The sequence below is a fragment of the Sphaerotilus natans genome (assembly GCF_900156335.1).
Lineage (GTDB): Bacteria > Pseudomonadota > Gammaproteobacteria > Burkholderiales > Burkholderiaceae_C > Sphaerotilus > Sphaerotilus natans.
In genome coordinates this window covers 96,361-108,451 of sequence record NZ_FTMZ01000008.1, presented here as the reverse complement: position 1 = coordinate 108,451, position 12,091 = coordinate 96,361, and the positions used below count along the sequence as shown (strand labels likewise).

Sequence of the window (12,091 nt, the reverse complement as noted above, 5' to 3'; positions counted from 1 at the left end):
CCTGTTGCCCCTCTCTCCACCTCAAGGTTCCAGGCATGACTTCTGTTGCCGCCCCTCTCCTTGCGACATCGTCGCGTCCGACTTCAGGCTCGACTTCACGCTGGTTGTGGCGACCGCGATTGACCGCGGCACCACGGCTGCGGCTGCTCTGCCTGCCCTATGCAGGCGGTGCCGCGTCGATATGGCGCCCATGGCTTGATCTGGTGCCTGCCGATGTCGATCTGTGCCCCATCCAGCTGCCGGGGCGCGAGGGCCGCTTCACCGAAGCCCACATCACGGATCCCGAGGTGTTGCTGGCAGAGCTGCACGAGGCGTTGACGCCATGGCTGGATCGGCCTTTTGTGCTGCTGGGCTACAGCATGGGCGCCCTGCTGGCCCATGCGCTGGCCTGCCGGCTGCGACCCGCCGAGCAGTCGCGGTTGCAGCGCCTCGTGGTGGCGGCCTGCAGCAGCCCGGAGCACCCGCCACGCATCGATCCTGAGCGCGTCGGCCGCGAAGCCCTGCTGACGCACCTGCGCGAACTGGGCGGCACACCACCGGCCGTGTTCGAGCACGAAGAACTGCTGGATCTGCTGCTGCCCATGCTGGCAGCCGACTTCGGCCTGGTGGCGCGCCTGCGCGAGCGTGCGGTCACAGGCGGCTCGGCGCGCCCTCGGCGGCTGGACTGCCCGATCGTGGCCCTGGGCGCCCATGACGACAGCCACGCCCACCCGGAGCAGGTGGCGCGCTGGGCGGACTGGACCTGCGGCGGATTTCAGCAGACATCGGTCCCGGGTGATCACTTTGCGCTGTGGCGGCAGCCGGAGCTGCTGTTGCGCGCGGCACTGAGCACGCGCGTCGAGGAGGCATGCGGGCCTGCCCGCTTCGGGGTGCCGTAACATGCATCGAGATGAATCCGAATCCGTTGACAAGAACATGACACCCGGGATTCATCCTTCCGTCCCCCTCCTTTCCGTGGTTGCGCCTCCATGTCCTTGCTGCCGTCCACATTGGCCTTGATCGATGACGACACCGAATACACCGAATTCCTGGCACAGCACCTGCGCGAGCAGGGCATTCGTGTCGATGCCTACCCGGACAGCGATGATCTTCTGACGACCGACGCGCCGTATGGCTACGCCTTCTACCTGATCGACCTGATGCTGCCGGGGGTCGACGGGCTGCAACTGATCCGGCTGCTGCGCCGGCGCACCCAGGTCGGCATCGTCGTCGTCTCGGGCAAGGTCTCGCCGGACGTCTTCAAGTCGGTGATCGATGCCGGGGCCGACATGTATCTGACCAAGCCCGTGAGCTTCGATCAGGTGCTGCTGACGATCCGTGCGATCCATCGGCGCACGACGACCGTGACGCAGACCTCGACGGCATGGGTGCTGGACCGGCGCGCCAGCGTGCTGGTGGCGCCGGATCTGGCGCGCATCGAGCTGAGCGACGGGGACATGACGGTGATGGACTGCCTGTTCGAGGCGCACGGCCAGCCGGTCACGCGCGAGACGCTGTGCCGCCGGCTCGGGCGAGATCCTGCCGAGGACGACGACAACTGGCTGCACGGCACGATCTACCGGCTGCGCCGACGCATCGAGCGCGCCACGACGCTGATCGTGCCGCTGCAGTCGGTCGCGCGGGTCGGCTATGTCTTCCGCGCCGAACTGCGTCTGGCCTGAGCCCTCCGCCGTCAGTCCATCAGGCCCTGTGGCAGCGTCAGGCGCATCCGCGTGCCGGTGTCGCCAGGCACGTCCCGAGGCAGGATCTCGATGCGGCCGCGGTGCAGCTCGGCGACGCGCTGCACGATGTAGAGCCCCAGGCCGAGTCCGGTGCTGCGGGGGCCGCGCACTCCGCGCTCGAACGCACGCTCACGCAGCGCGGGCGCAAAGCCCGGCCCCTGGTCGATCACTTCCAGCAGCACCGCCAGCGGCTCGTCCTGCTCGCTCACGCGCAACACGATCGGCGTGTGCGCCGGCGTGTGGTTCAGCGCGTTGACCAGCAGGTTGCGCAGCGCCAGGCGCAGCAGGCCGGGATCGAACGAGGCCGTGCGCAGGCCCGCGTCGTGTTCGACCTGCACACGGGCCCGCTGACTGGGCGCCAGGTCGGCCAGGCACAGCTCGATGAGCGAGGGCAGGTCCGCTTCGACAGGGGCCAGCCGACTGTCGGTCGACAGCAGGCTGGAGGCCGTCAAGGTGTTGTCGAGGATGCTGGTGATCTGCTGGATGACGCTGCCTGCGCGGTCGAGTCGCCCCAGCAGTGGGGCGGCGTCCGTGTCGTCGCCGAGCGTGCGAACGGCGGCGCTGCGGGCGCTCTGCAGGGCCGCCGAGGCGTTGTTGAGCGGTTGACGCACTTCGTGGGCCAGCAGGTGCAGCATGTCGTCGCGCTCGCGCAGCAGCTCGCGCAGCTGGCCTGACTGCGCTTCGCTCTGGCGCTGCGCCACGGCGGCCTGCGCAGCCTCCAGCTCGCGCGCCCGCTCCCGGGCGCGCACGCCTTCGAGGGTGATGCCGATGTAGGCAATGTTGCTGAAGATGCCCGTCATCAGCACGAGCAAGGCCAGCACCAGGGAATGCCCGCCCTGCGCGAGCGCGTCCACGCGCGCCCCTTGGCTGTGCTCGACCAGAATCATCAGCCCACGCCACAGCAACACCAGCGTGCCGACACCGTAGGCCAGCGCCATGGCCCGCGCACTGCGGCTGGGCAGTCGGATACCCAGTTGCCAGGCCAGTCGGGTGATCCAGAACCCGCCCAGCGCCTGAACGGCCGCGACATACGCCAGCTGAAGCGCAAGACCCAGCAGCCCGATCGCTTCGGAACCCAGGGTCAGGATCACGCAGAGCATCACCAGCCGCCCCCGCTGGCGGCGCGCCTCCAGATGGCCGCGCAGCGCATTGATGCGCAGCAACATGCCCAGAAAGCCCAGGCCGAACCCGACCGACAGCAGCGCCCGAGGGATCTGGTGTGCACCGATCGATGCAATCAGCGGCAGCAGGCTCAGCAGGCCGCTTCCCCAGCACCACTGCATCAGACGACCTCGCCGGTCTTGTCCGCTCAGGATCACCGCCGTTCCCAGCGGCAGCAGCAGGTAGACCAGAAATCCAATGAACGCGATGTCGCGGACATCAAGCGGCGGAAATGTCATGGGGCATGGGGAGCGAGGCGCTGTTGGCAGAACCACGAAACCGACCAGCGGTACGCGACGCCACCAAGCAAGAAATCACTGATGAACAAGATCTGTTTTAACTACCCACAAATGATTTATCAATCGAAATAATTTGTAAAAATGAAATAAATGAAGAAGTTAATATCTCTAAAATGATGAATTCATCACATCTGCACTGCGTTCAAAGCTACACCTCATGTCCGCCAGTGTCAAAAATTTTGTTGTATTTTTGCATCATTTGTTTATTTCATGCATTTATGATCTATGCAATCAGATATGCACCAAATGTGCGCATCTGATGGAACGAAAGACACGCGGTGGACGGGGTGCCCTTGATGCCGCCGTCACGGCGCCCAGAAGCGGCGGCCTGCGCGCACGATGCAGCACCTGAGGCGCTTCCTGACGCAGGAGGCCGGCGTGCCGAAGCGGCGCATCATCGCGATGTCGCTGCTGACGGGCATGGCCAACATGCTGATGCTGGCCCTGCTCAACCGGGCGGCGGCCCAGGCCGATCAGTCCGAGCATGATGGCCGACTGTTCGCGGCCTACCTCGTCGCGCTGGTGCTGTACGCCTACACGCAGCGCAGCGCCATGCTCGACGCCATGCAGGCGGTCGAGGCCACCATCGAGCGGGTGCGCCTGCGCCTGACCGACAAGGTCCGGCGCACCTCGCTGCGGCAGGTCGAGCAGGTCGGCGGGCTTCCGGGGTTCGCGGCGCTGACGCAGGACACCCAGGTCATCGCGCGCGCCGGCTCCCAGGTCGTCACCACCGTGCAGTCGCTGGTGACGCTGGTGTTCTCGACGCTGTACCTGGCGGTGCTGTCGCCGCTGGCGTGTCTGGTGATCGTGCTGGTGGTGATCAGCTACATCGCGGTGCGCAAGGTGCGCGATCCGGCCATTGCCGTGGCGATGGGCCAGGCCCATCACCGGGAGGTGGACTTCCAGCGTGCGCTCGGTGATGTCGTCCACGGCGTCAAGGAGCTGCAGCTGAGCCGGCGCGAGCGCGCCGGCCTGCGGCGCCATCTCGTCGAAGTGGCCGCGCAGGCGCACGGCCTCAAGCGCCAGGCCAACCTCGACACCGTCTTCGATCACCTGTTTGGCGGCATTGCCTTCCTGCTGCTGCTGCTGGCCGTGGTGTTCGTGCTGCCGGTGGTGGTGCCGAGCAGCGGCGACCAGACCCACCAGATCGTCGCCACCGTCATGTACATCCTCGGTCCGATCGGTTCGATCACGCAGGGACTGGCCGGCATGGCGGCGGTGGATGCGGCCATCGGTCATCAGTACGCCCTGGAGGCGCGCCTGGATGCAGCGCTGGAACCCCACCACCGTCGGCCTGTCGAGCCGCTGCGGCAGTTCGACGAGATCCGGCTGGCGGGGGCACGCATGCGCTACCTCGACACCGATGGCTCGCCGCTGTTCACCTCCGGCCCGCACGACCTGAGCCTGCGCGCCGGCGAGACCGTCTTCATCGTCGGCGGCAACGGCGCGGGCAAGTCCACGCTGCTCAAGCTGCTCACCGGGCTCTACCCGGCCGAGGCGGGCGACGTGCTGCTCGACGGCGAGCCGGTCGGGCCACGCACGCTGGAGGCCTACCGCAGCCTGTTCTCGACCGTCTTCACCGATTTCCACCTCTTCGACCACCTGTACGGGCTGCCCGAGGGCGTCGATGACGCCGAGGTCAACGCCTGGATCGACCGGCTGGGACTGAGTGGCAAGACCCGCTGCGAGGGTGGCCGCTTCACCCGCACCGACCTGTCGACCGGCCAGCGCAAGCGCCTGGCCTTCATCGCCGCGGTGCTCGAAGGCCGGCCGATCTGCCTGTTCGACGAACTGGCGGCTGACCAGGATCCAGCGTTCCGACGCCGCTATCACGAGGAGCTGCTGCCGGAGCTGAAGGCGGCCGGGCGCACGCTGCTCATCGTCTCGCACGACGAGGCCTGGTTCCACACGGCCGACCGCGTGCTGCGGCTCGACGCCGGCCACATCGTCTCCGACGAGCGCCAGGGCGGGAGCGTGCCGGCATGAAGCGCAGCCAGCTGCTCGACTTCCTGCGCCGCGAGGCCGACCTGCCGCTGCCGCCGATGCTGGCGGGCATGGTGCTGTCGGGTCTGTGCCAGGGCCTGCTGATCGCGCTGGCCAACACCGGCGCGGCGTCGGCCGGCGACGGCCTGACGATGACGCGGCTGGCCCTGCTGATCGTCTACCTGCTCGGGCTGGCCGCCTGGGTGCTGAGCCTGCGGCGCAGCCTCAAGGACTGCTTCACCGCCTCCGAGCAGGCGCTCGAGCGTGTCAAGACCCGGCTGGCGACAAGGCTGCTGCAGGCCGACCTGCGCTACATCGAGCGCGAATCCGCCAGCGGACGCTTCACGCCGATCAGCCAGGACACCCGGCTGGTGGCCGATGCGGTGATGCAGGGCCTGTACGGCCTGCAGTCGCTCGCGCTGTTTGCCGCCAGCGGCCTGTACATGGTCTGGAAGGACCCCATCACTTTCGGGCTGATCGCGCTGGTGTTCGCGCTGGCGGTGCCGCAGCTGATGCGCCACTACCAGCGCGCCACCGCCGAGACGCGCCTGTCGGCCGAGCGCGAGGCGCGCTTCTTCGCGCTGTTCGGCGAGCTGGTGCAGGGCTTCAAGGAAGTCAAGCTGCACCGCGGTCGCAGCGAGGCCATCCAGGCCGAGCTGCAGTCCCGGGCCCGCAGTGCGCACGCGCCGCGCCACGACATCAACCGCCGCACCGTCGACGACCTGCAGTTCTCCAGCGGCATCCTCTACGTGCTGCTGGCCGCGCTGGTGTTCGTTCAGCCGTCGCTCTGGCCGAGCCGCAGCGACGGCATCGAGCAGGGCCTGTCGATCGTGCTGTCGCTGATGGGCCCGCTGACGGCCTTCGCCACCATGCTGCCGATGCTGGCGCGTGCCGAGGCCGCGGTGGGCGGGCTCTACGCGCTGGAGGCCGAGATCGAGGCGGCCGTGCACGGGCGCGCGGCCGAGGTCGATGCGCCGATGGCGGAGGGGCCGGTCGCGGCAGATCCGGCCCGGCCAGCCTTCGAGCACCTGGGCCTGCACGGCGCGGCCTTCCACTACACCGACGCGGCCGGCGAGGTCACGTTCCGCTCAGGCCCGCACACGCTGGAGATCCGTCGCGGCGAGCTGGTCTTCATCGTCGGCGGCAATGGTGCGGGCAAGTCCACGCTGCTGAAGCTCCTCACCGGCCTGTACCCGCCGATGGAAGGCGAGCTGCGCCGCGACGGCCAGATCGTCGATGCGGCCGCACGCGACGACTGGCGCGAGCTGTTCTCGATCGTCTTCACCGACTTCCACCTCTTCGAGCGCCTGCACGGGCTTGACGACGTCGATCCGGCCGAGGTGCGGCGCTGGCTGCAGGTCATGGGCCTGGAGCGCAAGACCGGCTTCGAGAACGGACGCTTCACGCAGACGGCGCTGTCCACCGGCCAGCGCAAGCGCCTGGCCTTCATCGTCGCGGTGCTCCGGAACAAGCCGGTGTGCGTGCTCGACGAGGTCGCCGCCGACCAGGACCCCGAGTTCCGCCGCCGCTTCTACCGCGAACTGCTGCCGGAGCTGCGCACGCGCGGCACCACCGTCATCGTCGTCTCGCATGACGACGCCTATTTCGACTGCGCCGACCGGATCGTCCGCCTGCAGGACGGCCGCATCGTCGCGGACACCGCATGAACAGGAGCCCCGCATCCATGGCCGGCCCCAAAGAATGGTTCGACGACGACACGTCCTCTGCGCAGGTCGACGCGTCCGCGCCCGAGGCACCGCTGACGCCCCGCCAGCGCCTGGCCGACTGGCTGCACGAGAACACCCCGGCGTTCATCGTCACCAACCTGCTGCTGCTGCTGCTGATCGTCTTCCTGTGGAGCCGCATCGTCGTCGTGATCCCGCCGGGGCACAACGGCGTGCTGTTCCGGCTGTTCTCCGGCACCCAGGTCGACCACGTCTACACCGAAGGGGTCTACCTGATCAGTCCGTTCAACACGATGCACCAGTACGAGACGCGCAAGCAGATCAAGCTGCACGAGTTCGACGTGCTCACGTCCAAGGGCCTGAGTGTCAAGCTCTCCCTGGCCATTCGCTACCAGCCCGAAGTCGAGATGCTGGGCGTGCTGCACCAGCGCATCGGCCCGGACTATGTGATGCGCGTCATCGTCCCGCAGGTCGAGTCGGTCATGCGCAAGCAGCTCGGCCAGTACGTCGCCGAGGACATCTACACCAACAAGGACGGGCTGCTCACTCGCGCCATCCTGGCCGCGCTCGACGAGGTCGGGCGCAATTTTGTCCAGGTCGACGACATCATCATCCGCAGCATCCAGCTGCCGGACAAGCTCAAGACGGCGATCGAGGACAAGCTGACCCAGGAGGAAATGCTCAAGTCCTACGAGTTCCGCATGGAGACGGCGCGCAAGGAGGCGGATCGGCTGATCGTCGAGGCCGAAGGCAGGAAGAAGCACAACGCCATCCTGGCCGAGAGTCTGACCGACCGCGTGCTGCAGCACGAGCAGATCGGCGCGATGCGCGACATCGCCACCTCGCCCAATGCCAAGACCTTGATCATGGGCGGTGGCATGTCCCCACCTGGGGCGGGTGCCCAGGGGGGCGCGACCGGCGACGGCAAGCCTGCCGTGCTCCTCAACGTCACGCCGTGAGAACCCGGTGATGAAGAGGGTGCTGTCTGCCGTGGCCTTGTTGCTGGTCGCCTTGTTCGTCTGGAGCCACTGGCCGGGACCGGACTACGCCACGATGGCCGAGGCCCGCGACCGCCGCGCCCAGGACACACGCGGCGACATCGTCATCGCGGCAGTGCGCGACCCACAGCAGACCGACTATGTCAAGGGCATCGAGCTGGCCGTGGCGCAGCTCAACGCACGCCCCGAAAAACTCCTGGGGCGACGTGTGCGCCTGCGCATCGAACAGGGCAGCGCCGACCCGGTGGCCGAGAACGCGCTGGTGCACCGGCTCGCCGACGACGACGAGGTCGTGGCGGTGCTGGGCCACCGGTCGTCGGCGGTGGCGGTGCCGGCCTCGCTGGTCTACGAGGCCGCGCGCGTGGTCTTCCTGCCGCCGTTCGCGACCCGCAAGAGCCTGACCGGCCACGGTTTCCAGTACGTCTTCCGGATGGCCCCGAGCGGACCGGTCATGGCCGACCAGCTCGCCAGCCTGACCGCGCTGCTGGGCTACGGGCAGGTCGCGGTGCTCAACACGCGCGACGACTACAGCCGCGAGATGGCCTTCCTGTTCGAGGACGCGGCGGTCGGTCGTGGCCTGCGGGTCGCGCACCGGGTGTCCTTCCAGGCCAGCGACGAGGACTACCGCAGCCTGGTGGCCGAGCTGCGCGCCAAGTCCTTCGATGCGGTGTTCCTGTCGGCCGCCACCGAGCCTGGCGCGCGCATGGTGCAGCAGCTGCGCGAACTGGGCGTGCAGGTGCCGATCATCGGCATCGATTCGCTCAACTCGCGCGACTTCGCGCAATCGGCCGGGCGCGCCGGCAACGAGACCATCGTGCCGGCGCTGTACCGCAGCAGCCAGCCGGGCTGGCGCAATGCCGCCTTCGTCGAGCGATACCGTGCCGCATACCAGCAGGATCCCGACCACAACGCCGCGCAGGGCTACGACGCGATGATGCTGCTGGCGCGCGCGATCGAGACGGCCAAGTCGACCCGGACGTCGGCGGTGGCCTCGGCGCTGCGCTTCATGCCGTACTGGATCGGCGTGACCGGGCTGCACGCCTTCGACGCGCACGGCGAGCTGCGCGCCAAGCACTACGAGTTCCAGGAGCTGGTGAGCGGGCAGTGGCAGCCGCTGCCGGGTCTGCACCTGCGCTATCAGCTCGAACGCGCCGAGCAGGAGGAACACCTGGCCGGCACGCCGCTGCCCCCGGGCTTCAGCCGCGCCTTCCAGGCCGGGGCGTCGATGGAGGAGATGGCGGCGCTGCAGTTCGAGCTGGCCCGGCGCATCCTGCCGTTCGAGCGGCTGGGCGTGCTGGTGGCCTCGCGCGACCCCGACACGCTGCCCGATCATCTGGCACAGCTGCGCCAGCTCGGCCAGGCCGCCGGGCTGCGCGTCGAGACCTGCGTGGTGCACGACGAGGCGCTCGACGACGATCTGGCGGGCTGCCTGCAGACGCTGCCCGAACAGGGCCAGGTGCAGGCGCTGATGCTGGCGCGCTTCGATGACCTGAGCTTCGTCGACACGGCGGCGCTGGAGCGGCGGCTGCGCGGCGTCAACCTGCCGGTCTTTGCCGTCAGCGCGGCGGGCAACCGCATCATGCCGCCAGGGCTGGCCCTGTTCGTCGACGAGGCGGGCCGCCAGCCCGACTTCGGCCCGGCGGTCAAGACGGTCGAGCGCATGCTGCTGCGTTCGGCGGTCGATGGCGTCATCGGCGGGCTGGTCAACCTGCCGGCGGTCAAGGTCGATCTGCAGCGCCTGCTCTCGCTCGGCCACCAGAGCAATCCGGCGCTGCTGAACCTGTTCGCCTCGGAGATGCCGCCGGTGGCGGCCACCTTCGCGCTGCCCAAGGCCGCCCGCCAGCGTGCCGAGGCCGCCTCCGAGCCCGCGTCCGATGCGGCGTCCACCCCCGAGCCCGAGGTGGCCTCTGCGCCGGCCAGTGCGGCCCCGCCGGCGGCCTCGCACGCCACACCCCCTTCGAGTTCTCCTTCACGGTGATGCCATGTCTGCTCTGAGTCCGCATGTCCTGCCCATCCTGTACGTCCTTGGCAGCCTGCTCGTGGCGGTGCTCGGCCGCCACCGCAAGTGGGGCTTCTGGGGCTACTTCTGGGCCTCGCTGCTGATGTCGCCGGTGCTGGGGGCGCTGTTCGTGCTGGCCGGCGATCCGCCGCAGCGCCGCCGCGCGCCTGCGCCTGCTCCCGCACCGGCGCCGAGCGCGCCCCCGGCCAAGCCGCCGTCCGCGGCGTCGTGAGGGCCGGTCCACGCCGGGATCGACCGGTGCATCCCGCTGACTCTGCCCCACGAAAGGACCCCCCATCGCCAGAAGGAAGAAGTCACTCCCCCTCGATGCGCAGGAGACCGCCGCGTCACCTGTCGCGCTTTGCAGTTCCACTCAATCCATGGAGAACGCTCTCATGAGCTCCACCGATACCGTCGAGGTCGAAGCCAAGGCCGTCGACACCCCCGCCACCCCGGACCCGGTGCTGGTCTCGGACGTGGTCCGCTCGGACCGCCTGCTGCTGGCCAACGATGTTGTCAAGAACCACGTCATCGCCGCCACCGGCGTGAGTCTGATCCCCGTGCCCGGCGTCGATCTGGCCGCCATCATGGGCATCCAGATCGACATGGCGCACAGCCTGTGCAAGATCTACGACGTGCCCTTCAAGGAGAAGCTGGTGCGCTCGCTGCTGACCTCGCTGGTCAGCGGCGCCGGCGTGATCGTGGCGATGACCGGCCTGGCCAGTCTGGCCAAGGCCGTGCCGGTGCTGGGCTCGATCGCCGGTGCGGCCGGTCTGTCGGCCACCTCGGCCGCCGTCACCTACGCCACCGGCAAGGTGCTGACCAAGCACTTCGAGACCGGCGGCACGATCGACAACTTCGATCCGGTCAAGTTCAAGGAAATGTTCAAGGAGAAGGTCAAGGAAGGGGCCGAGGTCGTCAAGGCCAAGGCCGCCTGAGTCTTCCCTGAGACCGTGAGTTCCTGGAGGCCCACCTCTGCGTGAGCACCAGGACGGCTGGTCCCCCTCCCCCGCTTTTGCACGCCTGCACGCTTGCACGCCAGCAGAGGGGGCACCAGCCTTTTCGACCGCTTGCCTTCCTTCCCCCCGCTTCATGTCGCCAAGGTTCACCATGTCGTCTCCTGTCCGTCTGTCGCGCGCCTTGCCGCGTCGCCTGCTTGTCCTGTCCGCCACGGCCGCCGCGGTGGTGCTGGCCGGCTGCGCAGGCCCGAGCGCGCTGCGCACCCGCTATGTCGAATACGCCGATGCCCAGGCCCAGGTCGGCAATCAGCAGACGCTGCTGAACCTGGCACGCATCCAGAACGGCCATCCGCCCTATTTCCTGCAGATGGGCCCGATCAACGCCAGCTTCAGCTTCACGCGGGGCGCCAACGGCTCGATGTCGAACGCGCTCACCCCGATGCCGGGCGTGGCCGAGACCTTCACCCGCATGCTCGGCCTGAGCGGCAGCGCCACCGAGGCGCCGATGTTCAACTTCGCGCCGCTGAGCGGCCCGGGCTTCTCGGCGGTCATCATGAAGCCGGTGGATCCGCGCACCTTCGCGGGTCTGGCCGGACAGGGCTTCTCGGTCACGACGCTGGTGCGCATGCTCGGCGAGCAGCTCGTGCTGACGACCGCCGGCGGCCAGAAGATCGTGCTGAACAACGGCTTCGATGCCGATGATCCGGACAACTACGCCGACTTCCTGCGCGTGGTCGAGGCGCTGCAGACCCTGCAGGGCGCGCGGGCCCTGGTGACGGGCACGGACGCCGCCGGCACGCAACTGCGCATTTCGGCCGACGAGCGCGCGGGCGCCGCCCTGCAGCGGCTGACGGCGCGCGAGGGCGCCCGGGCGCAGATCAAGGCCCTGGGCAGCCAGCCGCTGGCGCCCGGCTTCAGCATCGAGCTGAAGCTGCGCACCTTCGTCGGCACGCTGTACGCGATGGCCTTCGACGGCAAGCACGCCGACATCCTGCCCGAGGCCCTGCGCGCGGGCCTGCCGGCCGGCCAGCGCGACGCCATCCTGCGCATCGAGGCCACCAGTGAGCTGACCGAGCCCGAGGCCGCCAGCGTCGAGTACGCCGGACGCAAGTACGTCGTCTCCGACCGCGCCGGGGCGATGCGCTACCGCACCGCCTTCCAGGGCCTGCAGTTCGTCTTCGCGCAGACCGAGCTCAATCCCAACCAGCTGCCGCAGTCGCCCGTGATCCAGCTGCGCTGAGCGCTTTTCGCTGCTTCTCGTCGCTTTCCACCGCTTCTGAGCGCCT

The 12,091-nt window shown here is 68.6% G+C and carries 10 protein-coding genes; 9 read left to right on the top strand and 1 reads right to left on the bottom strand.

The window, feature by feature from the left end:
- The first annotated feature begins 35 nt into the window (after positions 1-35).
- The gene (locus tag BW996_RS09425; RefSeq protein WP_081837976.1) at positions 36-878 is read left to right on the top strand and encodes a thioesterase II family protein; all 843 of its coding nucleotides are present in this window, start codon (positions 36-38) and stop codon (positions 876-878) included.
- 117 nt (positions 879-995) lie between these two features.
- The gene (locus BW996_RS09420) at positions 996-1,661 is read left to right on the top strand and encodes a response regulator transcription factor (RefSeq protein ID WP_245801910.1); all 666 of its coding nucleotides are present in this window, start codon (positions 996-998) and stop codon (positions 1,659-1,661) included.
- An 11-nt stretch (positions 1,662-1,672) separates the two neighbouring features.
- Here the strand turns inward: BW996_RS09420 and BW996_RS09415 are convergent, their stop codons facing one another.
- The gene (locus BW996_RS09415; protein WP_051631628.1) at positions 1,673-3,121 is read right to left on the bottom strand and encodes a sensor histidine kinase; all 1,449 of its coding nucleotides are present in this window, start codon (positions 3,119-3,121) and stop codon (positions 1,673-1,675) included.
- A gap of 399 nt (positions 3,122-3,520) precedes the next feature.
- On the opposite strand from BW996_RS09415, the gene BW996_RS09410 reads away from it, so the two are divergent.
- The 7 genes from BW996_RS09410 to BW996_RS09380 all read left to right on the top strand — a co-directional run bounded on the left by BW996_RS09410 (position 3,521) and on the right by BW996_RS09380 (position 12,045).
- Positions 3,521-5,167: a cyclic peptide export ABC transporter gene (locus BW996_RS09410; RefSeq protein ID WP_037478885.1), complete on the top strand. Its 1,647-nt coding sequence runs from the start codon at positions 3,521-3,523 to the stop codon at positions 5,165-5,167.
- Complete coding sequence (locus tag BW996_RS09405; protein ID WP_037478882.1) at positions 5,164-6,831, top strand: cyclic peptide export ABC transporter; 1,668 nt, start codon at positions 5,164-5,166, stop codon at positions 6,829-6,831. The genes BW996_RS09410 and BW996_RS09405 overlap by 4 nt, the downstream gene beginning before the upstream one ends.
- A 17-nt stretch (positions 6,832-6,848) precedes the next feature.
- Complete coding sequence (locus BW996_RS09400; protein WP_037478880.1) at positions 6,849-7,808, top strand: prohibitin family protein; 960 nt, start codon at positions 6,849-6,851, stop codon at positions 7,806-7,808.
- A 10-nt stretch (positions 7,809-7,818) separates the two neighbouring features.
- Positions 7,819-9,825 carry an ABC transporter substrate-binding protein gene (locus tag BW996_RS09395; protein ID WP_081837974.1) on the top strand — a complete coding sequence of 669 codons (2,007 nt, stop codon included), beginning with the start codon at positions 7,819-7,821 and terminating at the stop codon, positions 9,823-9,825.
- A 4-nt stretch (positions 9,826-9,829) separates the two neighbouring features.
- A complete protein-coding gene (locus tag BW996_RS09390) occupies positions 9,830-10,078 on the top strand; it encodes a hypothetical protein (RefSeq protein ID WP_037478877.1) in 249 nt (82 codons plus the stop codon).
- Positions 10,079-10,241: 163 nt separating this feature from the next.
- Positions 10,242-10,784 (top strand): YcjF family protein, encoded by a 543-nt coding sequence (locus BW996_RS09385; RefSeq protein WP_051631627.1) that lies wholly within the window; start codon positions 10,242-10,244, stop codon positions 10,782-10,784.
- 172 nt (positions 10,785-10,956) lie between these two features.
- A complete protein-coding gene (locus tag BW996_RS09380) occupies positions 10,957-12,045 on the top strand; it encodes a hypothetical protein (protein WP_139330819.1) in 1,089 nt (362 codons plus the stop codon).
- Positions 12,046-12,091: the final 46 nt, after the last annotated feature.

Excerpts from the sequence above, each read along its gene's own strand:
- BW996_RS09425 (WP_081837976.1), top strand. The coding sequence starts at position 36 with ATGACTTCTGTTGCCGCCCCTCTCCTTGCGACATCGTCGCGTCCGACT.
- BW996_RS09415 (WP_051631628.1), bottom strand. The coding sequence starts at position 3,121 with ATGACATTTCCGCCGCTTGATGTCCGCGACATCGCGTTCATTGGATTT.
- BW996_RS09410 (WP_037478885.1), top strand. The coding sequence starts at position 3,521 with ATGCAGCACCTGAGGCGCTTCCTGACGCAGGAGGCCGGCGTGCCGAAG.
- BW996_RS09405 (WP_037478882.1), top strand. The coding sequence starts at position 5,164 with ATGAAGCGCAGCCAGCTGCTCGACTTCCTGCGCCGCGAGGCCGACCTG.
- BW996_RS09400 (WP_037478880.1), top strand. The coding sequence starts at position 6,849 with ATGGCCGGCCCCAAAGAATGGTTCGACGACGACACGTCCTCTGCGCAG.
- BW996_RS09395 (WP_081837974.1), top strand. The coding sequence starts at position 7,819 with ATGAAGAGGGTGCTGTCTGCCGTGGCCTTGTTGCTGGTCGCCTTGTTC.
- BW996_RS09390 (WP_037478877.1), top strand. The coding sequence starts at position 9,830 with ATGTCTGCTCTGAGTCCGCATGTCCTGCCCATCCTGTACGTCCTTGGC.
- BW996_RS09385 (WP_051631627.1), top strand. The coding sequence starts at position 10,242 with ATGAGCTCCACCGATACCGTCGAGGTCGAAGCCAAGGCCGTCGACACC.
- BW996_RS09380 (WP_139330819.1), top strand. The coding sequence starts at position 10,957 with ATGTCGTCTCCTGTCCGTCTGTCGCGCGCCTTGCCGCGTCGCCTGCTT.